Raw genomic sequence first — 24356 nt, 5'->3', positions numbered from 1 at the left:
ATTACTTCTTAGCCGTGATGGCGTCGGTCAGAGCCGGAATCACGGTCTCGCCGTAGACGCGCATCGTTTCTTCCTTGTTGTCGTGCTGCAGGTAACCGGCGAACTGGTCGACCCCGAGCTCCTTGAGGGCCTCGAGCTTCTCGATGTGGTCCTTCGCCGTACCGAGCAGGCAGAACCGGTCGACGATCTCGTCGGGCACGAACGCGGCGTGCTCGTTGCCGGCCTTGCCGTGCTGGTTGTAGTCGTAGCCCTCACGGTCTTTGATGTAGTCGGTGAGCGCCTTCGGCACGGCGGAATCGGCACCATACTTGGTCACGATGTCGGCCACGTGGTTGCCGACCATGCCGCCGAACCAGCGGCACTGGTCGCGCATGTGCTCCCTGTTCGAACCGACATAGGCGGGGGCGGCGACACAGAATTTGATCTCCAGCGGGTCGCGCCCGGCGTTGGACGCTGCGGTGCGCACGCTTTCGATCATCCACTTGGCCACGTCGAGGTCGGCCATCTGCAGGATGAAGCCGTCGCCCACCTCGCCGGCGAGCTTGAGCGCGAGGGGACCGTAGGCGGCGACCCAGACGTCGAGGCTCGACCCGCGGCTCCACGGAAACTGCACCGTGGCACCGTTGTATTCCACCGGGCGGGAGTTGGCGAGCTCGCGAATGACGTGGATCGATTCGCGCAGGGTCTTCAGCGTGGTGGGCGCACCGTTGGTGGTGCGCACCGCCGAGTCGCCGCGGCCGATGCCGCAGATGGTGCGGTTGCCGTACATCTCATTGAGGGTCGCGTACGTGGATGCCGTGACTGTCCAGTCCCGCGTGGCCGGGTTGGTGACCATGGGGCCGACGATGATCTTGCTGGTCTCGGCCAGGATGCGGCTATAAATCACATACGGTTCCTGCCAGAGCAGGTGCGAGTCGAAGGTCCAGACGTGGCTGAAACCGTGCGCCTCGGCCAGTTTGGCCAGTTGCACGGTGCGCGCCGACGGCGGGTTGGTTTGAAGTACTGCTCCGAAATCCATGTCCTGTCCCTGTTATCCGGTTCTTGGCCTAAATCAAGTACTGGCTCAGGCCGCGCTTGATGTAGCGACCGTCACCCTTGGCGCCGAGATAGGCGAAATCGTCGACGACGACCTTGCCTCGGGAGATGACGGTATCGACGTGGCCGTCGATCTCGTAGCCTTCCCAGGCGGAGTAGTCCATGTTCATGTGGTGTGACTTTCCCACTCCGATAGACGTGTGCCCGTTCGGGTCGTAGATCACCACGTCGCCGTCGGCTCCGGGAGCAATCACGCCCTTCTGGCCGTACATGCCGAACATGCGTGCCGGGGTGGTGGAGCAGACTTCGACCCAGCGTTCGAGCGAGATCTTGCCGTCGACGACGCCCTGGTAGAGCAGGTCCATGCGGTGTTCGACCGAGCCGATGCCGTTGGGGATCTTGGAGAAGTCGGTCAAGCCCATGTCTTTCTGGCCCTTCATGCAGAACGGGCAGTGATCGGTGGAGACCATCTGAATGTCGTTGGTGCGCAGGCTTTGCCACATGTGGTGCTGGTGGCCTTCAGCCTTGGCGCGCAGCGGCGTCGAACAGACCCATTTGGCTCCTTCGAAGGTGCCCCACTCGTCGCTCTCGGCGCCGAGGTTGTCCTCGAGCGAGAGGTAGAGGTACTGCGGGCAGGTCTCGCCGAACACGTTCTGGCCGTTGTCTCGGGCCTGCGCAATCTGGTCCACGGCCTGCTTCGCCGACACGTGCACGACGTAGAGCGGAGCGCCGGTGAGGTTGGCGAGCATGATGGCTCGGTGGGTGGCTTCTTCTTCGGCCTGCCAGGGCCGGGTGAGACCGTGGTAGAGCGGGCCGGTGTTGCCGGCGGCGACGGTCTGCTGCACGAGCAGGTCGATGACGCTGCCGTTCTCGGCGTGCATCATGATCATGCTGCCGTTCGTGGCGGCACGCTGCATGGCCTTGACGATCTGGCCGTCGTCGCTGAGAAAGACCCCCTTGTAGGCCATGAACAGTTTGAAGCTCGAGACGCCTTCGTCGACGAGCGTGTCCATCGCGGTGAGGGAGCTGTCTTGCACGTCACTGAGGATCTGGTGGAAGCCGTAGTCGATGGCGCACTGGCCGGCGGCTTTCTGCTGCCAAGCGGCATAGCGCTCGAGCACGTCTTCGCCGGCGTACTGCACGACGAAGTCAACGATGCTCGTGGTGCCACCCCAGGCGGCCGCGCGGGTTCCGGTTTCGAAGGTGTCGCTGGCCTGGGTACCGCCGAACGGCATTTCCATGTGGGTGTGGGCGTCGATGCCGCCCGGGATGACGTACTTGCCGCCGGCGTCGATGACGCGGTCGACGTTGCTCGCCACATCGAAACCGAGCAGGGTGGAGCCGGGTGCGAGCACGGCGACGATTTTCTCGCCATCGATGAGCACGTCGGCGAGGCCTCGACCCGTGGCGTTGACCACGGTGCCGTTCTTGATCAAAGTCTTCATGGCATCCTCTTCGCTGAAAGTGTCAGGGGTAGCGGATGCTGCCGGCTGCGTTTTGCAGGCCGGCCGGCAGCATCCGCTTGTGGCCTAGTTACTAGGGGGCGACGAGGGGCTCGTAGGAGTCGGGGCGACGGTCCCGGTAGAACTGCCAGGAGTTGCGCACCTCGCGGATGACGCCGAGGTCGAGGTCTCGCACGAGGATCTCCTCGGTATCGGTCGAGGCGACCTCGCCGACGTAGTTGCCCTTGGGATCAACGAAGTACGAGCTGCCGTAGAAGGTCACGGCTTCGTCGCCGAACTCGGCCTCTTCATTGCCGATGCGGTTGTTGGCGCCGACGTAATACTGGTTGGCGACGGCGGCGGCCGGCTGCTCGAGCTCCCACAGGCGGTTGGAGAGGCCGGGCTTGGTGGCCGAGGGGTTGAACACGATCTCGGCGCCGTTCAGGCCAAGTGCACGCCAGCCCTCCGGGAAGTGGCGGTCGTAGCAAATGTAGACGCCGATCTTGCCGTACGCCGTGTCGAACACTGGGTAGTCGGTGTTGCCGGGGCGAAAGTAGAACTTCTCCCAGAACTGCGGCAGGTGCGGGATGTGGTGCTTGCGGTATTTGCCGAGGTAGGTTCCGTCGGCGTCGATGACCGCGGCGGTGTTGTAGAGCACGCCGGGCTGTTCTTCTTCATACATCGGCACGACGATGACCATCTTGTACTCGCTCGCGAGCTTCTGAAAGCGCTCGACGATGGGGCCGGGCACGGCCTGTGCGTAGTCGTAATACTTGGCGTCCTGCACGATACCGAAATACGGCCCGTGGAAGAGTTCCTGAAAGCAGATCACCTGCACGCCCTGGGCGGCCGCGGTGCGCACGAAGCCTTCGTGCTTCGCGATCATGGATTCTTCGTCGCCGGTCCAGGTGGCCTGGGTGATGGCGGTTCGAACAATGTTTCTTTTGTCGGTGCTGGTGCCGGTCGTACCCGTGTTCATGCTGTGCCTTCCACTTGCTTTCGTTAGTCAAGGGCCGATACGAACCGCGCTGTTCGTATTGTTATTATTTGACGTAAACATTTCAAATGTGTTTCTCTGTGTATCGCACGCATTAATCATCCTGTCGTCCGACGCAGCCAGGGGCAAGAGCAATGCAGAACTTTATCGACGAAATCGAACAACGCACGCCCGCAGGCATCGCCGCGGCCATCGGCCGACTGATTGCCTCCGGGCGACTCGCGCCGGGCGACCGTCTGCCGACCGTTCGAGTGCTCGCCGGCGAGCTCGGCGTGAGTCCCGCCACGGTCAGTCATGCCTGGCAGGCCCTCTCAGCCGTCGGCCTGATCGTGTCGCGTGGTCGGGGCGGCACCTTCGTTCAGGATGCCGCGCCCAAGTGGCTGCCGGCGCGCAGCCAGTCAATGGTCGGCCCGATCGGCCCGGCCCGCCTCGATCTCTCCCGCGGCACGCCCGACCCGCGGTTGTTGCCAGCGCTCGGGCCGGCCCTCTCCCGGGTATCGCAGCGCGCGGTGACGCCGAGCTATCAGGACCTGCCCATCCTTCCGGAGTTGCTCGAGGTGCTGCGCGGGTCGTGGCCGTACCCGGTCGAGACGATCACCATCGTCGACGGTGCCCTCGACGCCATCTCGCGCTGCCTCGACGCGGTCACCCGGTTCGGCGACCGGGTCATCGTGGAGAACCCGTCGTTTCCGCCGTTCTTCGACCTGCTCGACCAGCTCGGCCTCGAGCGACTCCCGGTAGCGGTCGACGAGCACGGCATTGTTCCGGCCGACTTCGCCGCGGCGCTGAAGCTCGGCCCGACCGTGGTGCTGCTGCAGCCGCGGGCGCAGAACCCCACCGGCGCCTCGATGACGGCGCATCGGGCCGAGGAGCTGGCCCGTCTGCTGCGCGCTACGCCGGCGAGCGCCGACACCATCGTGATCGAAGACGACCACTCCGCCGAGATCAGCATCGCCCCCGACGTGAGTCTCGGCCACTGGCTGCCGGAACGCACCCTGCACGTGCGCAGCTTCTCCAAATCGCACGGCCCCGACCTGCGCATGGCCGCGCTCGGCGGCCCGGCCGCGCTGATCGACCCGATCGTATCGCGGCGCATGCTCGGCCCCGGCTGGACCAGCCGCATGCTGCAGACCATTTTGCACGACCTGCTCACCAACGGCGAGAGCATGGCCCAGGTCAGCGAGGCCCGCCGCATCTACTTCGCCCGCCAGCGTGCCCTCGCTGATGCCCTAGCCGAGTTCGGGCTTGACGTGGTGCAGGCCGACGGCATCAACACCTGGCTGCCCGTGCAGAACGAGCGGGATGCCATGGTGCGGCTCGCCGCCTCCGGCATTCGCGTGGCTGGCGGTTCGCCGTTTCTGGCCGCCCCGGATCTGTCCAACACTGGCGGCCCCGCATTCATTCGCGTGACCGCCGGCGCCCTGCCCGACGATATCCGACCGGTGGCCGAGGCGCTGGCTGCGGCGGCGCATCCGCTTGATTCGGCCGTGCACCCCATCGGTGCGCGCTGGTCGTAGCCGGATTCGTTCGCTTAGGCCTCAGCCCAGCTGGCGCAGCCGCGGGGCCAGGTCACGCTCGAACAGGTCGAGAAAACGCTTCTGGTCGTGGCCGGGCGCGTGGAAGACCAGGTGGTTGAGGCCTGCGTCGAGGTAGGGCTTGATCAGAGCGACGGCTTCGTCGGGGTCGGAGGCGACGATCCAGCGCTTGGCGACCTGCTCGATCGGGAGCGCATCGGCGGCGGCCTCCATCTCGAGCGGGTCGTGAATGGACTGCTTCTGCTCGGGCGTGAGCGACAGCGGGGCCCAGAACCGGGTGTTCTCCAGCGCGGCCTGCGCGTCGGTGTCGTAGGAGATCTTGATCTCGATCATGCGGTCGATGTCGTCCTGAGCGCGACCGACCTTGTCCAGCCCCTCGGCGACGGCGGGAAGGAGTTTCTCGGTGTAGAGCTCCATACCCTTACCCGAGGTGCAAATGAAACCGTCGCCGGCACGGCCGGCATAGCGGGCCACGACGGGGCCGCCGGCCGCGATATACACCGGCACCGGGGCATCCGGAGTGTCGTAGAGGGTGGCGCCGACGGTGGAATAGTACTCACCCGTGAAGTCGATGCGCTCGCCGGTCCAAAGCTGCCGCATGAGGTCGACGGCCTCGCGCAGGCGCGCAAAACGTTCCTTGAACTCGGGCCACTCGCCCTTGTAGCCCGTGGCGATCTCGTTGAGGGCCTCGCCCGTTCCCACACCGAGCATGATTCGCCCGGGGTACAGGCAGCCCATGGTTCCAAAGGCCTGCGCCAGCACGGCCGGGTTGTAGCGGAACGTGGGGGTCATCACCGACGTGCCGATCTGCACCCGCTTGGTGCGTTCGCCGAGCGCGGCCATCCACGCCATCGCGTAGGGCGCATGGCCGCCTTCGTGGCGCCACGGCTGAAAGTGGTCGCTCACGGTGACGCTGTCGAGCCCGTGCTCTTCGGCCATGACGCCGAGTTCCACTAGCTCTCGCGGTGCGAACTGCTCCGCCGACGCTTTCAATCCCAGCTTCAACATGCGCTCTCCCTCTTGTCGTACCCAATATTCGCACTGGCCGGTCCCTGCTACGGTATTCGTGACCACCAATTAGGTTTTATTGGTTGAGCTTGCCTCGATTTGGGCAGCAGGTCTCTGGACAATCCAGTCTCCCGTGCCCAAAATAATGAGGTTCTGCATGCGTCATTCTCGTTTTCTGTTCATCGGCGTGGCCACCAGCGCCGCTCTGCTGCTCAGCGGATGCGCCGCCGCCGCAACACCGGCCGCCACCCCGGCCGAGTCCCCCGCTGCCAGTGCGAGCTACCCGGTCACCGTGGAGAATTGCGGCACGAACCTCACCGTCACGAAGGCACCCGAGCGGATCGTGTCGATCAAGTCGTCGGCGACCGAGCTGTTGCTCGCACTCGGCCTCGGCGACCGGATCGTCGGGTCGGCCTTTCTCGACGGTCCGCTGCCCTCGGAACTCGCCACCGCGGGCGCCGACCTCAACGTGGTCAGCGACTTTCTGCCCGGCCAGGAGGTGGTACTCGGCCTGAACCCCGACTTCATCTACGGCGGCTGGGAATCCAACTTCAGCACCGACGGTGTGGGCGAACGCGACGCCCTGACGGCGCTCGGCGTCGGCACGTACGTCTCACCGGCAGCGTGCAAGGGCGACTTCATGCCGAACCCGCTCACCTTCGACTCGGTGTTCACCGAGATCGAGGAAGCCGGCGCAATCTTTGGCGTCGAGTCCGCCGCCGCCAAGCTGGTCAGCACCCTGAACGACGACCTCGCCGGACTGACGCCGTCGACCGCCGGAACCACCACGGCCCTCTGGTACTCCAGCGGCACCACCACCCCCTACGTGGGCGCCGGCATCGGCTCACCCGAAATGATCATGGACGCCGCCGGGCTCACCAATATCTTTGCCGATGTGCGCGACACCTGGACCTCGGTGGGCTGGGAATCGATCATCGAGGCCAACCCGAGCGTCATCGTGCTCGTCGACGCCACCTGGAACACCGCCGCCTCGAAGATCGCCCACCTCGAATCGGACCCGGCCACCCAGGTCCTCGATGCGGTGAAGAACCAGCGCTACATCATTTTGCCGTTCGCCTCCACCGAGGCCGGGATCCGCAACGTAGAAGCGGCGTCGTCGACGATCACCCAGTTAGCCGACCTGAACGAGTGATCTCCTCCCCCGTGACGCGAAAGCGGGTGAAGTGTTGCTTCAGCAGGGTTGAGGCAACAATTCACCCGCTGTCGCGAACCTGGCGGGGGCTCGCGTGACCCGGAGTGCGTACCTCGGGTGGTTCGTTGCGGCCTCTATCGCGCTCATTCTCGTGTGCGCGGTCGCGGTGACCATTGGGCCGGCAGCCGTCAGCCTCGCGCAGGTGGCGGGCAGCATCGGCGCCCACCTCGGGCTCGCGGCCCCGCCGGTACCAGTGTTGGTCGACTCGATCGTCTGGCAGCTGCGGCTCCCCCGGGTGCTCACGGCCGCGCTGGTCGGCGCCGGCCTCGCCCTCAGCGGCGCGGTGATGCAGAGCGTGACGCGCAACCCCCTCGCCGACCCGTACCTGCTCGGGTTGTCGAGCGGGGCATCCGTCGGAGCGGTGTGCGTGGTCATTCTCGGCATCGGATTCGCCTTGCCGGCCGCAGCCTTTCTCGGCGCGCTGCTCGCTCTTGTCGCCACGCTCAGCATCGCCCGGGTCGGTGGCACGATCACCCCGGTGCGGGCCGTGCTCGCCGGGCTGGCCATCGCCCAGCTCGCCGGCGCGCTGACCTCGTTCATCATCTTCTGGGCCGCCAAGGGCGACTCCTACCGGGAGATTCTCAACTGGCTGCTCGGCTCCGTGGCCGGCGCCACCTGGGAGAGTGTCGCGATCGCCGGAACGGCCGTTTTGGTCGTGGGCACCGGCATCCTCTTGTCGGCGACTCGGCTCGACGCGTTCGCGTTCGGTGACACCTCGGCGGCGAGCCTCGGCATCAACGTGAACCGCACCCGCTGGGCGCTGCTCGGATCGGTGGCCTTGCTGACCGGTGCCATGGTGGCCGTCAGCGGCTCGATCGGGTTCGTGGGGCTTATCCTGCCGCACCTCGTGCGCGGCGTCAGCGGGCCGGGACACCGCCGACTGCTGCCGCTCGTGGCCGTCTGCGGCGGGCTGTTCCTGGTCATTGCCGACACGCTCGCCCGCACAGTGTTCGACCCGCGCGAGCTTCCCGTGGGGATCATCACGGCGTTCATCGGCGTGCCGGTGTTCATTCTGCTGATCAAGAGAAAGAAGTCGCACCTGTGGGCGTAGACCTCGACCAGCTGTCGTTCTCGATCGACGGCACCAGAATTCTGCGGAACGTCTCAGCGTCGCTGCCCACCGGCAGCGTCACCGGCCTGCTCGGCCCGAACGGCGCCGGCAAGTCCACCCTGCTACGGCTCATTGCCGGCATCGACAAAGCGGATGCCGGCACCGCCGCCCTCGACGGCGTCTCGGTCGGGTCACTGAACCGGCGCGACGCGGCCCGACGCATCGCCCTGCTGGAACAGAATGCTGCACCGAGCGTGGAGCTGACCGTGCTCGAAGTCGTGCTGCTCGGGCGCATTCCGCACCGCACCAGGCTCATGGGCTCCTTCAGCGGCGACGAGGATCGCGCCGTCGCTCTCGATGCCCTCGAGGCGGTAGGTGCCCTAGCGCTCGCCGACCGGTCCTGGCACACCCTGAGCGGCGGGCAGCAGCAGCGCGTGCAGATCGCGCGGGCCATGGCGCAGCAACCGCGCCTGTTGCTGCTCGACGAACCGACCAACCATCTCGACGTGAGCGCCCAGCTTTCGCTGCTCGGCCAGGTACGGGAGCTCGGGGTGACGTCCATCATGGCCCTGCATGATCTCAATCTCGCGGCGGCGTATTGCGACCACATTCTGTTGCTCGACGGCGGCCTGCTGGTGGCCTCCGGCACGCCCGCCGAGGTGCTCACCCCGGAGATCATCGGCGCCGTCTACGGCGTGGACTGCTTCATTCTGGAGCATCCGCGCGGCGGGCATCCGGTCATCGTCTATTCGGCGGCGGTGTCGGCGTGAAGCGAGTCACGGTTTTGGCCGGCGGCGTCGGCGGTGCCCGCTTCACTCGCGGGCTGCTCGCGCACCTCGCCGTTGTCGCCCCGGACGCGGCCGTGACGGTGATCGTGAACACCGGCGATGACATGTGGCTCGACGGGCTGCGAATCTGCCCCGATCTCGACACCGTCATGTACACACTCGGCGGCGGCATCAACGAGGAGCAGGGCTGGGGGCGCCCCGACGAATCCCGGCGCGCGTCGGCGGAGATCGCCGCCTACGGCCGCGGCTGGTCGTGGTTCACCCTCGGCGACCTCGACCTGGCGACGCACATCGTGCGCACCGACCTGCTGAGAAACGGCTCAACCCTGTCGCAGGCCACCGAATTTCTGTGCCGCCGCTGGCAGCCCGGGGTGCGCTTGCTTCCCATGAGCGACCAGCCGGTCGAAACCCACGTATGCCTCACCGAGAATATTGATGATCACACGGCGGGCGACTATATTCACTTTGAAGAATGGTGGGTTCGGTATCGGGCTCGAGTGGCGATCACCGGGTTCGAGCAGCGCGGACTGGCCGACTCGGTCGCCGCACCCGGTGTGCTCGCGGCCATCACCGAAGCCGACCTCGTGGTGCTACCACCGTCGAACCCGGTCGTGTCGGTCGGCACGATCCTGGCCGTGCCAGGCGTGCGCCAAGCCCTGCGTGCCACCCGCGCGCGCGTCGTCGGGGTATCCCCGATCATCGGCGGCGCGGCGGTGCGCGGCATGGCCGATGCCTGCCTGCACACCATCGGCGTCGAGACCAATGCTCTCGCCGTCGGTCTGCACTACGGCGCGCGCACGAACGGCGGAGTGCTGGACGCCTGGCTGATCGACGAAACGGATGCCGCGGCGCTGCCCGCTCTCTTGCATGCTGGCATCCACTCTGCTGCTGCGCCGTTGTGGATGACCGACCTGCCCGCGACAACCGCGATGGCCGCGGCCGTGCTGGCTCTTGTCTGACAAGAAATCTCGCGAATCTGCATTGGTCTGGCTTCGCTCAACTGGCTGCGTTGATCTGGCTGCGTTGATCTGGCTGACCTGATTCGGCTGACCTGATCTGGCTTGATTGATTGATTGATTGATTGATCTAGCTTGATTGATTGATTGATTTGACCGGTGTCGCGAGCTAGACGTTACTTTTCCCAGGTGGGCTTCTCAACAGCGGTGGCGGCGCGGTTTTGGCCGGCGGGGCGCCAGGTGTGGGTGGGGTCGAAGATGAGGGGTCCGCGGATCCAGGGGCGTCCGTCTCGCATGTCGATGTCCCAGCCTGAGGTGTCGATGCTTGAGTGGGCGGCGTTGCAGATCAGCACGGCGTTATCGATATCGGTGAGGCCGCCCTGGCGCCAGGGGACGACGTGGTGAACCTGGGTGAGATGGGGTGGCACGGTGCAGCCGGGGATGACGCAGCCGCCATCGCGGGCGGCCAACGCTCGGCGTTGACTGGCGGTGAAGAACCGGTTGCTGGTGCCGAGGTGCAGGATTGTGCCGGTGTGGCCGAACAGGATGGGTTGGTAGCCGCCGGCGCAGATGAGTTCGTCGACTTGGTGGGGGGTGAGGGGGCCGTCGATGCCGTCGATCCAGCCGGCACCGCGGCCGGCGAGGAGGTCGGTGATGTTGATGTGCACGAGCACGGTCGGGGCGGCTCCGCCCATCGTCGGGGTGCCCGGGTGTCGGGCGGCGGCTTCAAACACGGCGCGGAGGATGCCGGCCTGCTTCTCACTACGGGAGCGGATGTCGTCGGGTTGCTGCGGGCACGGACTGAGGAGGTGCGGACTGATCCTGTCGTACGCCCGGTTCCCGGCGCCGTCGGCGCCGGGAACCGGGTTGGCCGCGGCGGCGAACAGGTGCGCGTCACTCAGTTGACCGGCACAGACGTTGCCGATGATGGCGCGGTCGAAGGTGGTGAACCAGCCGTTGAGGCTGTAGCCGCCGTTATTGAGGGTGCCGAAGGTGAGCCAGCTGCGCCGCTCGGTCGGGGCCTCGCCGGGCGCGGTGCCGTCGGGGGCGAGGCGAGCTTTCCACTGGATGCCCTGCTGCCGCAGCAACTCCGGCGCAAACGCGATGCCAGCACCGGGCAGGCCTTCAGTTTCGGGAGTGATCGCACCGGAGCCGCTGGCCACCAGGGAGCGTTCGACCCGGTCGAGGTCGGAGGCCAGCACCTCGGAGCGCAGGCCGTCGAGCACCGGGTAGGTGGGGGCCAGCGGGCGGCCGAGCAGCATCCGCTGCCCAGCCTTCTCACCGAGCACGGCCCGCTGACGTACTTCGGAGCGAGAGAGGCGGGCGAGGGTGCAGACCAGCTCGACGCCGCTGCGACAGCCGAGCCGCCGGGCCAGCGTCGGCGCAGCCAGAGACGCCGCCGCACGCGCCACGCTCGGAGAAGCCGCATCAGCCGCAGCACCCTCCGGGATCACGGATTCCGCAGCAGCCTTGCCCGAACCAGCCTTCTCCCGGGCGGCATTCTGCGCGGCGGCGGCACTCTGATCAACAGCAGCCTGGGCGGCGGCTTTCGCTGCGGCAGCATCAAAGTACTGGGAACGGCGCAGCACATCGGACGTGGAGAGCACCCGGGCCCCGTCGACGACCCGGCCCACGCTCTCCACCGCCAGCAGCAGGGTCAGTGATTCTTCATCGCCCAGCAACCCGAACGACACCCCGCCCAACGCCGCCAACAGAATCTCCCGAGCCTGCTCCACCGCCACAACGACGGGGTTCGAACTGGACTCACTCGGGTTTTCCATGAACATGGGCGCCATTGCCTCCTTGACACCCATTTTACCGCAAATCGAACACAAAAGTGAGAGAAACTCAGAAATAGTCTTGCCAGCAAAGTTGATCGATCAATCCATGATTGCCGCTCTTGGCGCCTCTCCCGCCCGTCAATACGTAAACCGTCGCTCGCAATTCACGGCCTCAGCGTCGTGGTGCCACTTGTGCGGTTTCGAAGTAGTAGACGATTCAGTATCACGAACTAGAACAGAGCGCTCGTGTGCGGCCCAAGTCCGATCAGTCGCGCGGCTTCGAGGTCGGCCGCGGTGTCGACGTCGCGCCGCAGAGACGAAGTCGGCGGCAGGTCGAGCACGACGTGTCCGTCGCCCTGGTGCGCATCGCGGGAGCCGAGACCGAACCGCGGCGTGACCATGACTCCTACGCGGGCGAGCAGGGTCGTCGTGCCCACACCTTCGGCATCGGGCACCATCGAGCGCGGCTGCGCTGCGGCGAGCGCGAATGCAGCGTCGATGTCACCTGGCCGCAGGGCGGGCAGATCCCCGGTCATCACCGCCAGATTTACTTGGGGATAGGCGAGCCGAGCGGCAGCGATGCCCTGCACGATCCCGGCGTTCAAGCGGGCATGCCCCGTTTCAACGACCGGCGCCTCCGGCACGATGACAGCACCGAGCCCGCCGAGCAGCGCGCCCAAACGCGCACTCGCGGTCACCACGAACACGCGCTCCACAGCGGATGCTGCCACCAGCGCCGTCACCGTGTCAAGCGCGAAAGCGTCGGCGAGCGCCGCCCGCCCCGGCCCGACACCGAGCCGGCTCTTCGCCTCGGAGCTTCCCTTCACCGGGACGACGACGACCCAGTTATCGGCCAACGATTTCAACCCGAACGCCAACGGCGTCATATGTTGGCTTGGCGCGAGAATCCCGGGTGGCGAGAACACAATCGTTTTCCTGCGCCGCGAGGGCCACCACGGCGTCGTAGACGGCACCACCGGCAATGCCCAAGTTCGCGAGTAAGGCTGGCAAACGAAAGGCCGTTTCGGCGGTCATCACAAGGGGCAGAGCAAACCGCGACGCCAGGAGCCGGGCTGCCGTTTCAGGCGCAAGCCGGGCCTCGCTCGGCAATCTCGTGAGCACCGAATAAGTTTCCGCCAGAGCGTGACCCGCCAAGGCGACTTCACGCCCCTGCCACCAGTCAACGACAGCGTGGTGCGCTGGGTGGGTCGTGACGAGCAGTGGCACCGCCACACTGGTATCGAGTGCGAGCACCTTCAACGACGTCCGGCATCGATCAGGCCGAACATGGTGTCATCGTCTATGGCCGTCGAGGACGTAGCGACGAGGACCCCGTCTTCGTCGACGAGCCGAGCCGTTCGCCCTGCCGGTACAACCTGCAGCCCGCTGCCGTACTGAGAAATATCCACGGTTGAACCGGGATGGAGCCCCAGCGCATCGCGCAGGGCCTTGGGAACCATGAGACGCCCGACCGCGTCGAGGGAACCTTCCATAGGGAATACGTTACCAGCGACTTCCCGCTCCAGCTAGGGCGATCCCTGGCGCGCCCGGCGCGCGGTAGCCTCAAGGGTCGACTGCAAACATCCGTCGACTCGATTACGTTCGCTTTGAACGGCCCAGGAGGTTCCATGTCACTCACCACTCAGTCCCGCACGTTGCCGATGGCCATCATGATCTACCTCGAACGCAGCGCCAGCGCGAAGCCCGCCTCCGCTGGAGCAACCTTCACCGAAAATGCGGTCGTCATCGATGACGGCAAGACCTACATGGGCGAGACGGCCATCACCGCCTGGCTCGCCGGCGGCGCCGCCGAATTCGAGTACACGACCACCCAGCTGCGCACCGAGAAGGACGAGTCGTCGACGACCGTCGTCAACCGCGTCGAGGGCAACTTTCCGGGCCGCAGCGTCGACCTGAACTACCGCTTCGAGCTCGACGCCGAGAGCGGCCTGATCCAGGCCCTCACCATCTCGATCTAGCTTTTACCGGCCGCTGCAGCCAAGCCGGCCGCGAACCCCTCGGCATACCCTTCAGCGCGCGCTTCGGCTGTGCCGAGTCGGAACATGTCGGTGTCGCTCGGGCGCTGCAGCGCCCGAGCGCCAGCGGCGTCCAGCTCGCCGACCAGTCGTCCGAGTCCGCGCACGACGGCGACCGGGTTGCCGCTGGTCTTGCCCTTGACCAGATCGGCGGCGCCGGCGATCTCGTCGGCGACCGCCGCGACGGTGACGTCGAGGCGACGACCCGAGACATCCGCTGTGCCGCGCAGGTCGTCGAGCACGGCGAGCCCTGCCGCGCCAATGGCGATGTCGGTCTGGCCTTCCCGCCAGGGGCGCCCGGCGGTGTCCGTGATCAGCACGCCGAGGCGCAGCCCGGTGCGTTCGCGGAGGGCCGAGCAGATCGCCCGCGCCGACGCGTCCGGATCGACCGGCAACAGCAGCACCACACCCTCGGGTGCATTGCTCGTGTCGACGCCGGCCGCCGCCATGACGAGGCCCTGCCGGTTCTCGACGATGCGGGTGACCCCGCCCGGGTGCGCCCGCGATGCTACGACGCGCACGGTCTCGTCGGTGATCGCCTGTTCGCGGTCGGCGGCCTGAACGACGCGTCCCTCAGCTTTGGAGACAATCTTGCTGGTCACCGCCACAATGTCGCCGTCGGCGAGGCGGGACTGCGCGGCTTCAGCGATCAGGTCCGCGAGGTCGTCGCCGGCAGTGATCTCGCCGAAACCCCCGAGCGTGAATACTTTGAGACCGAACAGCTCCATGGCGCCCACTTCGGCGGCGGCAGCGTCGGGCAGCGAATCGTGCGGCATCTAGCGCACCAGTTTCGGCAGAACGGATGCGCCGAAGACGTCGATCCACTGTTTCTGGTTACGGCCAACGTTGTGCAGGTAGATACGGTCGAAACCGAGGTCGACGAACCTCTGAATGTATTTGCGGTGCTCGTCGGGGTCGGCCGAGATGATCATGCGACCCTCGAAGTCCTCCGGGCGCACGAGTTTGGCCAGCTGCTCAAACTCGAATGGCGAACGGATGTCGCTCTTCGGAAATCGCATGCCGCCGTTCGGCCACTCGTGCAGCGCATTGGCCCTCGCCTCTTCGTCGGTCTCGGCCCAGCTCAGGTGCAGCTGCAGCACCCTGGGCATCGTCGAGGGGTCTTTTCCGGCCTCGCGCGCACCGTCGTCGAATTTGCCGAACAGCATCGAGATCTTCTCCAGCGGGGCGCCGACCGTGATCAGGCCGTCGGCCAGCCGACCGGCGCGCTTGGCGGTGACCGGGCCGGCGGTGGCGACCAGAATCTCGGGGGCAACCGGCGGCATGGTCCACAGCCGGGTCGACTCGAGCTTGAAGAACTGGCCGGCGTGCTTGACGTCCCGGCCGGCCAGTGAGCCGGCGAACAGTTTGGAGATGATCTCGATGGCCTCGAACATGCGGTTGATGCGCTCGGGGGCCTCGGGCCAGTAGCCGCCCACGATGTGTTCGTTCAGAGCTTCTCCACTGCCCAGTCCCAGCCAGTGTCGGCCGGGGTACATCGAGGCGAGCGTCGCCGAGGCCTGGGCGACCATGGCGGGGTGCCAGCGAAACGTCGGGGCGGTCACGCCGGGCCCGAAGTTGCCGGTGGTGCGCTCGGCGATCGAGGCGAGCACGCCCCAGACAAAGCTCGACTGCCCCTGCGCCGGAACCCAGGGCTGAAAGTGGTCGGCCGCCATCACACCGGTGAAACCGTGCTGCTCGGCGTACGCCGAGAGTGCGACCGCTTCGGCCGGTGGAAACTGCTCCAACATGGCCGCATAGCCAATTTGCAATTGGGTCACTGTGACCTTTCCGCGCTCAAGAATGTTGTACCCATTCAACCGCACCACGGCCGGGGTCGCTTCCGATACCGCCGCCTGGCATCCGCTTCAGGCTTATAGGCTTGACGAATGCGCATTGCCACCTGGAACGTCAACTCCGTTCGTGCCCACTCCGGGCGAATCGTCGACTGGATGGAACGCGAGGACATCGACGTTCTCGCCATGCAGGAGATCAAGTGCAAGCCGGAGCAATTTCCGTCGCAGGCGTTCGAGGATGCCGGCTACGACCTGGCCATTCACGGCCTCAGCCAGTGGAACGGTGTGGCGTTCGCGAGCCGGGAACCGATGACGGATGTTGTCACCACCTTTCCGAATATGCCCGGCTTCCAGAAGGGGTCAGTTGGCCCTGACCAGCCTCTCGAGGCGCGCGCGCTCGGCGTGACCGTGACCGACCTGCGGCTGTGGAGCCTCTACGTGCCGAACGGTCGCGCGCTCGGCGACCCGCACTACGCCTACAAGCTGGCCTGGCTGAAGGCGCTCCAGACCCACGCGGCCGAGGAACTCAGCCAGCACCCCGCGCTCGCGCTGGCCATGATGGGCGACTGGAACGTCGCGCCGCGCGACGAAGACATGGGCGACCCGAGCTTCGTGCCCGGGCTCTCGACCCACATCTCTGTGGCCGAGCGGGCCGCGTTTGACGCCTTCGAACGGGCAGGACTGACCGACGTCGTGCGGCCGATCGTGCCCGAAGGGTTCACCTTCTGGGACTACAAGCAGCTGCGTTTTCCGCGCAACGAGGGCATGCGCATCGACTTCATCCTCGGCTCCCCCGCCTTCGCCGATCTGGTGACGGATGCCAGCATCCACCGCAACGAACGCAAGGGCGACGCCCCGAGCGACCATGTGCCGGTGCTCGTCGACCTCGATCTCGGCGGCGATGACGACGACCGCCCGATGATTTTCTAGATGGCTCTCACACCCCCACCCGCGTCAGCTTCCGTCACCGTTTCCATCACCCGCACGGTCGATCCGGCGCGCTTCACCGAGGCGAGCGAGTGGGTGAAGCACGGTATCAACCTCGCCCACAAATACCCCGGGTTTCTCGGGTCGGGTTGGGTGCGGGGCAGCGAGGATTCCGCCACCTGGAACAGGCTCTACCGCTTTTCCAACCACGAGAGCCTTGAGGCCTGGGAGAACTCCGACGAGCGCACCGAGTGGCTCGAGGCCGGAACCGACCTGGTGCTCGACGCCCACGTGGAGAAACGCACCGGCATCGAGGGTTGGTTCGACGGCATGCAACCGGAGCCGGGAGAACCTGCCCTGGTGCCGCCGCCGCGCGGGAAGCAAGCGATCAGCATCTGGCTCGGCTTCTTTCCGGTCAACCTCGTCTTCACCCTGCTCGTGACCTGGTTCGTTCCCGGCTGGGGCGACCTCGCGACGGCGCTCAAGGTGCTGCTGACCACCCTCGTGCTCACGCCGCTGATGGCCTACTTCGTGCTGCCGTGGGTGACCCGGATGCTGCGCCCCTGGCTGCAGAAACAGCCCCGCTGACCAAGGCCAACACCAACACCAACGGCATCCGTCGGCGAGAAGCCGACGACGGATGCCGCCCAGGTGTGAAGCGCGAGGTGCGTTAGACGGACACCTTTTCGGGCGCCACGTACTTCGAGTGCGCCTGTTCGGCGGCCAGATCGAACTCGGCGTCGATCTCAGCGTTGGGCTTGTAGGTGAGCAGCGAAACGACGACGGCCACGATCAGGCTGGCGGCGAAGCCCGGCACGATCTCGTACATCACGCCGGCCAGGGGGGAATTTCCCCAGATGAACACGACGACAGCGCCGGTGACCATCGAGGCGAGCGTGCCCCAGGTCGAGAGCTTCTTCCAGAACAGGGAGAGGAGTACGACCGGTCCGAACGCGGCACCGAAGCCGGCCCAGGCAAAGCCGACCAGCGCGAGGATGGTCGTGTCGCGGTTCAAGGCGATGATGCCGGCGACGACGGCCACGAGCAAAACTCCGATACGGCCGAGCATCACCAGGTGCTTCGACGAGGCGTTCTTCTTGCCGACGATCTTGTAGAGGTCTTCGACCAGCGCCGAGGACGAGACGATCAGCTGCGAGGAAATGGTGCTCATGATAGCGGCGAGAACGGCTGCCAGGACCAGACCCGCGATGAACGGGTGGAACAGGGTCTGAGCCAGCATCAGGAAGACCGTTTCGGGGTCGGCCAGAGTCAGGTCCGGGTTCTGCTGGAAGTAGGCGATGCCGATGAGGGCGGTGGCGACGGCGCCGAGGGCGGTGAGAATCATCCAGCCGATGCCGATGCGGCGACCGGCCGTGGCATCCTGCGGGGTGCGCATGGCCATGAAGCGCACGATGATGTGCGGCTGACCGACGTAGCCGAGGCCCCAGGCTGCGGCGGAGATGATGCCGAGGGCGGTTCCACCGGCCGTGAGGGAGAGCAGGTCGGGGTTGAACTCACGAATGGAGTCCAGGGTGGCCGTGATTCCGCCGGTGGCATTGAGGGCCACGACGGGAATCGCAATCAGCGCGACCAGCATGAGAATGCCCTGGGCGACGTCGGTGAGGGTGGCGCCAAGAAAACCGCCGAACAGTGTGTAGAGCAGGGTCACTCCGCCGACGATCAGCATGCCGGTGAGGAACGTCGAGCCGAAGGACGTCTCGAAGAACACGCCGCCGGCGACCATGCCGGAGGCCACGTAGAAGGTGAAGAACACCAGGATGATCACGCCGGAGACGATGCGCAGCAGGCGTGATGAGTCTTTGAGCCGGTTCTCGAAGAAGCTCGGGATGGTGATCGAGTTGTTTGACACGAAGGTGTAGGAACGGAGCCGCGGGGCCACGAACTTCCAGTTCAGCCAGGCGCCGATGGTCAGGCCGATGGCCATCCAGGCTTCGACCAGGCCACCCACGTAGATTGCTCCGGGAAGGCCAAGCAGAAGCCAGCCGGACATGTCGGAGGCTCCGGCGCTCAGGGCTGCTGTGCCCGGTTTGAGGCCTCGGCCGGCGAGCATATAGTCGTCAAGATCTTTCGTTTGCCGAAAGGCAAAGTACCCGATGGCGACCATGCCAACGAGGTATAAAACGATTGCGATTAACTGAAATGTTTGATCCGTCAATGGGATTCCTTTGTTGGGATGCCCGACGTACTGGACGTGATTACCCGAGGTGCCGGGCAAGCTCAAAGCTCCAGTCTCGCAGAAACACGGGCTTTTTACCATTGTTTGTCCCCCATTTACTCATCCAGCTCGCGAGGGTGTGCGATCCTGAGTGGTCATGCACACAAATGACAGAGCTGTCGGCGTTGACCGCAAACTGACCAATTATGCCGACCGGGATTTCAGCAAATTCATTCGGCGGGCCTTTCTTGCCTCGGCCGGATTGGACCCCGAAGACCTCGACCGACCGGTCGTTGGCATCGTCAATACCTCCTCGGATTTCACGACCTGCCACCGGGATATGCCTCAGCTCATCGAGAGCGTGAAACGCGGAGTACTCGAGGCCGGCGGCCTGCCCTTCGTCTTTCCGGTCATGTCCATCGGTGAAATTCTGACCACCCCCACGAGCATGCTCTTTCGCAATCTCATGGCCATGGAACTCGAAGAGCAGCTCGGCAGCCAACCGATGGATTCGGTGGTTCTGCTGGGAGGCTGCGACAAGACCGTGCCGGCCGAACTCATGGCGGCAGCGTCTGCCGACATCCCGGCGATTTCGCTCGTCGTCGGCCCGATGTCCGTCGGAAGCTACAAGGGCGAACGGCTCGGCGCCTGCACCGACTGTCGCCGCCTGTGGTCGGAGTTCCGCGCCGGTACGATCGACGAGACCACCATCGGCGAGATCAACCAGGAACTCGCGCCGACCGCCGGTACCTGCATGGTGATGGGTACGGCCTCAACCATGGCCTGCGTCGTTGAAGCGATGGGAATGTCGCTCCCCTTCGCCGGCACCGCACCGGCCGTCTCCGCCCACCGGCTGCGGCTCGGCGTGCAGACCGGCCGTCGGGCCGTCGAGATCGCCGCCGCCGACCGCCGACCGTCGCAGATCATGACTGCGGGGGCATTCCACAACGCGGTGACCGTACTCGCTGCCATCTCCGGTTCGACGAACGCGATCATCCACCTGACCGCGATTGCCCGGCGGCTCGGCATTGAGCTCGACCTCGACGACTTTCACGAGATCGCGGCGCGCACTCCGCTGCTGGTGGACTGCAAACCGGCCGGCCAGAACTACCTGCCGGACATGCACCGCGACGGCGGGGTGCCCGCCCTGCTCAAAACCCTGTCCCCGCTGCTCGACCTCGATGTGCTGACCATCACCGGCCAGACCCTGGGCGAAGCCCTCGACGGAGCCGTTGCTCCCCAGGCCTGGCAGAGCACGGTGCACGCGCTCGACGATCCACTCGGACCGACCGGTGCGCTCGTGGCGTTGACCGGCTCCCTCGCGCCGGACGGCGCCGTGATCAAAGTGGCAGCGGCATCCGCTCACCTGCTGGTGCATGAGGGGATCGCTGCGGTGTTCGATTCCCTCGATGATCTGGAGGCGCGGCTGAACGATGAGAGTCTCGCGCTGACCCCGGATCACGTGCTGGTCATGCGCAACATCGGCCCGGTCGGGGCCGGCATGCCGGAAGCCGGATCGATTCCCATCCCCCGCTATCTGGCCCGGCAGGGCGTTCGCGACATGGTGCGCATCTCGGACGGGCGCATGAGCGGCACCGCCTATGGCACGATCGTGCTGCACTGTGCACCGGAGGCCGCGATCGGCGGGCCGCTCGCCCTGGTTCGTGACGGCGATCGGATTCGGCTCGACGTGCCCGGTCGCACAGTCGACCTGCTCGTGGACGACGAGGAGCTCGCCCGTCGGCGTGCCGACCTGCAGCTGCCGGCCCTGCCTGCGCGCGGCTGGAGTCGACTGCACGCGTCGACGGTTCTGCAGGCCCCAGAGGGTGCCGATCTGGCCTTCCTGCAATAGGTACTGTTGCGCTAGTTGTCAGGACGGGTCGAGCAACTGCGCCAAGTGGATGCCGCAGCGGTCGCTGAGATCCTGCAGCTGGGTTCGGCAGGAGAAGCCATCGGCGAGCATCACGGTCGCAGCCGCGGCGCCGCGCACCGCCGGAAGAAGTTGCTGTTCGGCCACGGCGATCGACACGTCGTAGTGGCCGCGCTCCACGCCGAAGTTGCCGGCCAGCCCACAGCATCCGCCCAGTTGGGTCAGTTCGGCGCCGGCCTGCTGCAGCAGCGCAGCGTCGGGGCTCCAGCCCATCACGGCGTGGTGGTGGCAGTGCGGTTGGGCCACGACGGTGGTGCCTTGAAGGTTCGGCGGCAGGTAGTCGGGGAGCGTCGCCAGAAATTCGGCGAGCGTATGGGTGGCCGCGGCCACTGGCTGCGCCGCCTCATGGCCGAGTAGTTCGAGGGCGTCGGAGCGGAGCACACCGGTGCAGGAGGGCTCGAGTCCGACGATCGGAATACCGGCGTGCGCGACCGCGGCGAGCTGGCCGACGGTTTTGCCGAGAATGGTGCGCGCCGCATCGAGCTGCCCGGTGGAGATCCAGGTGAGGCCGCAACAGAGCGGCTGCTCGGGGATCTGCACGGTGCATCCGGCGGCTTCCAGCACCCGCACTGCGGCACGGCCCACCTCCGGCGTGAAATAGTTCGTGAAGGAATCCGCCCAGAGCAGTACCGGGCGCGCATTCTCGGCGCTAGGGCGCGGCTCGCGAGCCTGAAACCAGTCAGTGAAGGTCTGTTCGGCGAAGGTTGGGATCGAGCGACGGTGGTCGATGCCGGCCAGCCAAAGAGCCAGTCGGCTCAGCAGGGGCAGCCGCACCAGCCGGTTGAGCAGCTTCGGGGCGACGGAGGCCAGGCGAGCCCACCTTGGCAGCCAGCCCAGCGAGTAGTGGGTGATCGGGCGCAGCCGACCCTTGAAACTCTGGTGCAGCACCTCCGCCTTGTAGGCCGCCATGTCCACCCCGGTCGGACAATCCGAGGCGCAGCCCTTGCAGGACAGACACAGATCGAGGGCATCGTGCACTTCCGGTGAACGCCAGTTCGCGCCACCCTGGTTGATCATCTCCTGCAGCACCCGGGCCCGGCCTCGCGTGGAATCCTTCTCCTCCCGGGTCGCCAGGTAGGAGGGGCACATCACGCTGTCGCCGGTGTTCTCGGCGCGACACACGCCCACTCCGGTGCAGCGGTGCACGGCCTGGCTGAAGTCGCCCCCGTCAGAGGCATAGGACAGGGCCAGCCCGGTGCGCACCGACGGCGCGTGCGCCGAGCGGATGTCCGCATCCAGCGGGCGCGGATCCACGACGATCCCCGGGTTCAGCACGTTGTCCGGGTCCATGATGGCCTTCACCGAGCCGAACAGGGCGAGCGCAGCCTCGGAGTACATGATGGGTAGCAGCTCGCTCCGGGCCCGGCCGTCGCCGTGCTCGCCGGAGAGCGACCCGCCATAGCTGGCCACGAGCCGGGCCGCATCCGTCATGAACGCCCGGAATCGGGCCCGGCCGTCGGCGCGGCCGAAGGGAAAATCGAGGCGGACGTGCACGCAGCCATCGCCGAAGTGCCCGTAGGGAAACCCGACCAGGTCATGCCCGCGGAGAAGCTCGTCGAAGTCGCGCAGGTAGGCGCCGAGGCGCTCCGGCGGAACGGCGGCGTCTTCCCAGCCGGAATGGGCCGGTGCCCCCACCGGCGACCGACCGGCCAGTCCGGCGCCGTCTTCCCGAATCTTCCACAGTTGGGCGGCCTGGCGCGGGTCGGTGATCACCCTCGCGTCCACCGCGGAATCGATCCGGCTCACGCGCAGGGCTCGGTCGCTGACCTCCTGCGGGTCTCCGCCGGACACCTCGATGAACAGCCAGGCCGTGCCGGCCGGAAGGTCGGGAACGGCCTCTCGGCCTTTTCGGGTGCGCACGACATCGACGATGCGCGAGTCGAGCCCCTCGCAGGCGGTCGGCTGAAAGGGCAGCACGGCCATGACCGCGTCGCCGGCCGAACCGATGTCGGAGAAGCCGAGCACGACCATCCGCTTGTGAGCGGCGTCGGCGACCAGGCTGACGCCGGCTTCCAAGACGATCGCCAGGCTGCCCTCACTGCCGACCAGCGCGCGCCGCAGATCGAAATCGCGCTCGGGCAGCAGATGTTCGAGGGCATAGCCGGAGACCTGGCGGCCGAAACGGCCCAGTTCGGTGCGGATGGTGCCGAGCTCACCGCGCACGAGTTCGCGGAGGGCGTCGGTTTGGGGCGAGGCGGGGGTGCCGTCGCCCCCGAGAAAGAGCCGTTCGCCGGTTCCGGTCAGCACGTCAAGGTGGGTCACGTTGTCGGCGGTTCGGCCGTAGGCCAGGGTGCGCGAACCGCAGGCATTGTTGCCGATCATGCCGCCAATGGTGCAGCGGGTGTGCGTCGACGGGTCGGGGCCGAAGCGCAGACCGAGCTTGAGCGCCGCCTGCTGCAGGGTGGCGTGCACCGTTCCCGGCTGCACCACCGCCGTGCGGGCCTCGGCGTCAATCGACACGACCTGGTTCAGGTACCGGCTGAAATCCAGGATGACGCCGGCACCGATGGCGTTTCCGGCCACCGACGTGCCGGCGCCGCGCGAGGTGAGGGGAATGCCCCGGTCTAGGCAGAGCGCCAACGTCGTGGCCACGTCATCGACGTCGCGCGGCAGCACGACGGCCGACGGAACGACGCGGTAGAGCGAAGCGTCCGAGGAATACGCCGCCCTCGTCGTGTCGTCGTCGCGCACATGCCGCACCCCCCGGGAGCGCAGAGCGGTGGCCAGAGATTGCGGCTGTGCGACGACGGTGTGCATGGGTAGCAATGCTACCGGCGTCGTATTGTGCACAATGCGCTCCGAAAGTTCTTAGGCCCGAGTCTTTGACTCCCGCCTCAAATTGGATACAGTATCCAAATGAGTCTTTGCAACGATGCAATCCAACCGACACTCGCTCCGGCGCACGTTCCGGCACCCTGTGGCCGGAGCACGCGATGACCGGCACGACGAATGACTGGCTCGGCCTCGCCACCCAGCGCGTTCTCGTGGCGGGTGCCGGGGGAATCGGCACCGCCTGCGCTCTCGCATTTCTGGAGGTTGGTGCCCAGGTTGTCGTGGCCGATCTCAGCCCAGAGCGTCTCGCCGAGCTGGATCCCCGTATCATCGGCGTACAGGCAGACCTGACGACCACGGCCGGATGCGAGAGTGTGGTCGCCACGGTGGTGGAACGCCTCGGCGGCCTCGATGTGCTCGTGCACGCCGTGGGGATCAACCATCGGGTTCCCGTGCTCGACCTGAACGACGACGACTGGCAACGCATCCTCGACGTCAACCTCTCCAGCGCATTCCGTCTCGGCAAGGCTGCCGGCCGAATCATGATCGATGCCGGCTACGGGCGTCAGGTATTCTGCTCCTCGGTTTCGAGCACCCTCGCCCACGCCGACCACGCGCCGTACGCGGCGAGCAAGGGCGGCCTCAACCAACTCGTGCGGGTGATGGCGCGCGAATGGGCCGCCTCCGGCGTCACGGTCAACGCCATCGCGCCGGGTTACACCGAGACCGAGCTGACCCGCGCACACCTGGACCGGCCCGGAATGCGGGACCACTACACCGAGCTGGTGCCGGCCGGCCGGCTCGGCACCGTGGATGACCTCACCGGTTCCATGCTCTTTCTGGCCTCACGCCAGGCGGCCTTCGTCACCGGTCAGGTGCTGTTCATCGACGGCGGGCGGACCCTTGTCTGATCGGG

General features: G+C 66.4%; 22 protein-coding genes. 10 read left to right on the top strand and 12 right to left on the bottom strand.

Going from position 1 to position 24356, the window contains the following annotated elements; genetic code table 11:
* Window position 1 precedes the first annotated feature (1 nt).
* From CXY78_RS15320 to CXY78_RS15310, 3 genes are all read right to left on the bottom strand, one after another.
* Window positions 2–1018, bottom strand: a complete 1017-nt coding sequence (locus CXY78_RS15320) for a TIGR03842 family LLM class F420-dependent oxidoreductase (RefSeq protein ID WP_104090082.1) — start codon at window positions 1016–1018, stop codon at window positions 2–4.
* A gap of 28 nt (window positions 1019–1046) precedes the next feature.
* A complete protein-coding gene (gene hydA, locus CXY78_RS15315) occupies window positions 1047–2480 on the bottom strand; it encodes a dihydropyrimidinase (protein WP_104090081.1) in 1434 nt (477 codons plus the stop codon).
* Window positions 2481–2571: 91 nt separating this feature from the next.
* Entirely contained in the window at window positions 2572–3456 is an 885-nt protein-coding gene (locus CXY78_RS15310; protein ID WP_092338149.1) for a nitrilase-related carbon-nitrogen hydrolase, read from the bottom strand.
* Between the two features lie 152 nt (window positions 3457–3608).
* Here CXY78_RS15310 and CXY78_RS15305 point away from each other — a divergent pair, with 152 nt between their 5' ends.
* The gene (locus CXY78_RS15305; protein WP_104090079.1) at window positions 3609–4991 is read left to right on the top strand and encodes a PLP-dependent aminotransferase family protein; all 1383 of its coding nucleotides are present in this window, start codon (window positions 3609–3611) and stop codon (window positions 4989–4991) included.
* Between the two features lie 21 nt (window positions 4992–5012).
* Here the strand turns inward: CXY78_RS15305 and fgd are convergent, their stop codons facing one another.
* On the bottom strand, window positions 5013–6017 hold the full coding sequence (gene fgd, locus CXY78_RS15300) for a glucose-6-phosphate dehydrogenase (coenzyme-F420) (protein ID WP_104090078.1): 1005 nt from the start codon (window positions 6015–6017) through the stop codon (window positions 5013–5015).
* Between the two features lie 157 nt (window positions 6018–6174).
* On the opposite strand from fgd, the gene CXY78_RS15295 reads away from it, so the two are divergent.
* The 4 genes from CXY78_RS15295 (at window position 6175) to cofD (ending at window position 10028) form a co-directional block, all read left to right on the top strand.
* The gene (locus tag CXY78_RS15295) at window positions 6175–7170 is read left to right on the top strand and encodes a putative F420-0 ABC transporter substrate-binding protein (protein WP_233197281.1); all 996 of its coding nucleotides are present in this window, start codon (window positions 6175–6177) and stop codon (window positions 7168–7170) included.
* Window positions 7171–7264: 94 nt separating this feature from the next.
* Complete coding sequence (locus CXY78_RS15290) at window positions 7265–8281, top strand: putative F420-0 ABC transporter permease subunit (protein ID WP_233197280.1); 1017 nt, start codon at window positions 7265–7267, stop codon at window positions 8279–8281.
* Window positions 8272–9051 (top strand): ABC transporter ATP-binding protein, encoded by a 780-nt coding sequence (locus CXY78_RS15285; protein WP_104090077.1) that lies wholly within the window; start codon window positions 8272–8274, stop codon window positions 9049–9051. Before CXY78_RS15290 ends, CXY78_RS15285 begins: the two co-directional genes overlap by 10 nt.
* Entirely contained in the window at window positions 9048–10028 is a 981-nt protein-coding gene (cofD, locus tag CXY78_RS15280) for a 2-phospho-L-lactate transferase (RefSeq protein ID WP_104090075.1), read from the top strand. The genes CXY78_RS15285 and cofD overlap by 4 nt, the downstream gene beginning before the upstream one ends.
* Window positions 10029–10201: 173 nt before the next feature.
* Here cofD and CXY78_RS15275 read toward each other — a convergent pair whose 3' ends face one another.
* The 4 genes from CXY78_RS15275 to CXY78_RS15260 all read right to left on the bottom strand — a co-directional run bounded on the left by CXY78_RS15275 (window position 10202) and on the right by CXY78_RS15260 (window position 13299).
* Entirely contained in the window at window positions 10202–11821 is a 1620-nt protein-coding gene (locus CXY78_RS15275; protein ID WP_158253328.1) for an HNH endonuclease signature motif containing protein, read from the bottom strand.
* A gap of 215 nt (window positions 11822–12036) precedes the next feature.
* Window positions 12037–12663, bottom strand: coding sequence for a 2-phospho-L-lactate guanylyltransferase (cofC, locus tag CXY78_RS15270; RefSeq protein WP_233206208.1), 627 nt, complete (start codon window positions 12661–12663; stop codon window positions 12037–12039).
* Window positions 12653–13060, bottom strand: a complete 408-nt coding sequence (locus CXY78_RS15265; RefSeq protein WP_233206207.1) for a PIN domain-containing protein — start codon at window positions 13058–13060, stop codon at window positions 12653–12655. The genes cofC and CXY78_RS15265 overlap by 11 nt, the downstream gene beginning before the upstream one ends.
* Before the next feature lie 2 nt (window positions 13061–13062).
* On the bottom strand, window positions 13063–13299 hold the full coding sequence (locus CXY78_RS15260) for an AbrB/MazE/SpoVT family DNA-binding domain-containing protein (protein WP_104090070.1): 237 nt from the start codon (window positions 13297–13299) through the stop codon (window positions 13063–13065).
* 135 nt (window positions 13300–13434) lie between these two features.
* Between CXY78_RS15260 and CXY78_RS15255 the strand changes: the two genes are divergently transcribed.
* On the top strand, window positions 13435–13785 hold the full coding sequence (locus CXY78_RS15255) for a hypothetical protein (RefSeq protein WP_092338171.1): 351 nt from the start codon (window positions 13435–13437) through the stop codon (window positions 13783–13785).
* Here the strand turns inward: CXY78_RS15255 and CXY78_RS15250 are convergent.
* Together CXY78_RS15250 and CXY78_RS15245 are read right to left on the bottom strand one after the other, a co-directional pair.
* Window positions 13782–14570 carry a coenzyme F420-0:L-glutamate ligase gene (locus tag CXY78_RS15250; RefSeq protein ID WP_104090198.1) on the bottom strand — a complete coding sequence of 263 codons (789 nt, stop codon included), beginning with the start codon at window positions 14568–14570 and terminating at the stop codon, window positions 13782–13784. The two genes, CXY78_RS15255 and CXY78_RS15250, sit on opposite strands and share 4 nt — an antisense overlap.
* 48 nt (window positions 14571–14618) lie before the next feature.
* On the bottom strand, window positions 14619–15620 hold the full coding sequence (locus tag CXY78_RS15245) for a TIGR03557 family F420-dependent LLM class oxidoreductase (protein WP_104090196.1): 1002 nt from the start codon (window positions 15618–15620) through the stop codon (window positions 14619–14621).
* A 108-nt stretch (window positions 15621–15728) separates the two neighbouring features.
* Between CXY78_RS15245 and CXY78_RS15240 the strand changes: the two genes are divergently transcribed.
* Window positions 15729–16565, top strand: coding sequence for an exodeoxyribonuclease III (locus CXY78_RS15240; protein WP_104090068.1), 837 nt, complete (start codon window positions 15729–15731; stop codon window positions 16563–16565).
* The gene (locus tag CXY78_RS15235; RefSeq protein WP_104090067.1) at window positions 16566–17150 is read left to right on the top strand and encodes an antibiotic biosynthesis monooxygenase; all 585 of its coding nucleotides are present in this window, start codon (window positions 16566–16568) and stop codon (window positions 17148–17150) included. It begins immediately after the preceding gene.
* Between the two features lie 82 nt (window positions 17151–17232).
* On the opposite strand, the gene putP is transcribed toward CXY78_RS15235, so the two are convergent.
* Window positions 17233–18738: a sodium/proline symporter PutP gene (putP, locus tag CXY78_RS15230; RefSeq protein ID WP_092338179.1), complete on the bottom strand. Its 1506-nt coding sequence runs from the start codon at window positions 18736–18738 to the stop codon at window positions 17233–17235.
* 157 nt (window positions 18739–18895) lie between these two features.
* Between putP and CXY78_RS15225 the strand changes: the two genes are divergently transcribed.
* The gene (locus CXY78_RS15225) at window positions 18896–20590 is read left to right on the top strand and encodes a dihydroxy-acid dehydratase (protein WP_104090065.1); all 1695 of its coding nucleotides are present in this window, start codon (window positions 18896–18898) and stop codon (window positions 20588–20590) included.
* 18 nt (window positions 20591–20608) lie between these two features.
* Here CXY78_RS15225 and CXY78_RS15220 read toward each other — a convergent pair whose 3' ends face one another.
* A complete protein-coding gene (locus CXY78_RS15220; protein ID WP_104090064.1) occupies window positions 20609–23425 on the bottom strand; it encodes an FAD-binding and (Fe-S)-binding domain-containing protein in 2817 nt (938 codons plus the stop codon).
* A gap of 176 nt (window positions 23426–23601) precedes the next feature.
* On the opposite strand from CXY78_RS15220, the gene CXY78_RS15215 reads away from it, so the two are divergent.
* Window positions 23602–24351 (top strand): SDR family NAD(P)-dependent oxidoreductase, encoded by a 750-nt coding sequence (locus CXY78_RS15215; protein WP_104090062.1) that lies wholly within the window; start codon window positions 23602–23604, stop codon window positions 24349–24351.
* Window positions 24352–24356: the final 5 nt, after the last annotated feature.

The organism is Cryobacterium sp. N19, assembly GCF_002929595.1.
GTDB lineage: Bacteria > Actinomycetota > Actinomycetes > Actinomycetales > Microbacteriaceae > Cryobacterium > Cryobacterium flavum.
This window is presented reverse-complemented; position numbering and strand designations above follow the sequence as displayed.

Bases quoted from the DNA above. Each gene is read 5' to 3' on its own strand.
- CXY78_RS15320 (WP_104090082.1), bottom strand. From the start codon at position 1,018: ATGGATTTCGGAGCAGTACTTCAAACCAACCCGCCGTCGGCGCGCACC.
- hydA (WP_104090081.1), bottom strand. From the start codon at position 2,480: ATGAAGACTTTGATCAAGAACGGCACCGTGGTCAACGCCACGGGTCGA.
- CXY78_RS15310 (WP_092338149.1), bottom strand. From the start codon at position 3,456: ATGAACACGGGTACGACCGGCACCAGCACCGACAAAAGAAACATTGTT.
- CXY78_RS15305 (WP_104090079.1), top strand. From the start codon at position 3,609: ATGCAGAACTTTATCGACGAAATCGAACAACGCACGCCCGCAGGCATC.
- fgd (WP_104090078.1), bottom strand. From the start codon at position 6,017: ATGTTGAAGCTGGGATTGAAAGCGTCGGCGGAGCAGTTCGCACCGCGA.
- CXY78_RS15295 (WP_233197281.1), top strand. From the start codon at position 6,175: ATGCGTCATTCTCGTTTTCTGTTCATCGGCGTGGCCACCAGCGCCGCT.
- CXY78_RS15275 (WP_158253328.1), bottom strand. From the start codon at position 11,821: ATGGCGCCCATGTTCATGGAAAACCCGAGTGAGTCCAGTTCGAACCCC.
- CXY78_RS15260 (WP_104090070.1), bottom strand. From the start codon at position 13,299: ATGGAAGGTTCCCTCGACGCGGTCGGGCGTCTCATGGTTCCCAAGGCC.
- CXY78_RS15255 (WP_092338171.1), top strand. From the start codon at position 13,435: ATGTCACTCACCACTCAGTCCCGCACGTTGCCGATGGCCATCATGATC.
- CXY78_RS15250 (WP_104090198.1), bottom strand. From the start codon at position 14,570: ATGGAGCTGTTCGGTCTCAAAGTATTCACGCTCGGGGGTTTCGGCGAG.
- CXY78_RS15240 (WP_104090068.1), top strand. From the start codon at position 15,729: ATGCGCATTGCCACCTGGAACGTCAACTCCGTTCGTGCCCACTCCGGG.
- CXY78_RS15235 (WP_104090067.1), top strand. From the start codon at position 16,566: ATGGCTCTCACACCCCCACCCGCGTCAGCTTCCGTCACCGTTTCCATC.
- CXY78_RS15225 (WP_104090065.1), top strand. From the start codon at position 18,896: ATGCACACAAATGACAGAGCTGTCGGCGTTGACCGCAAACTGACCAAT.
- CXY78_RS15220 (WP_104090064.1), bottom strand. From the start codon at position 23,425: ATGCACACCGTCGTCGCACAGCCGCAATCTCTGGCCACCGCTCTGCGC.
- CXY78_RS15215 (WP_104090062.1), top strand. From the start codon at position 23,602: ATGACCGGCACGACGAATGACTGGCTCGGCCTCGCCACCCAGCGCGTT.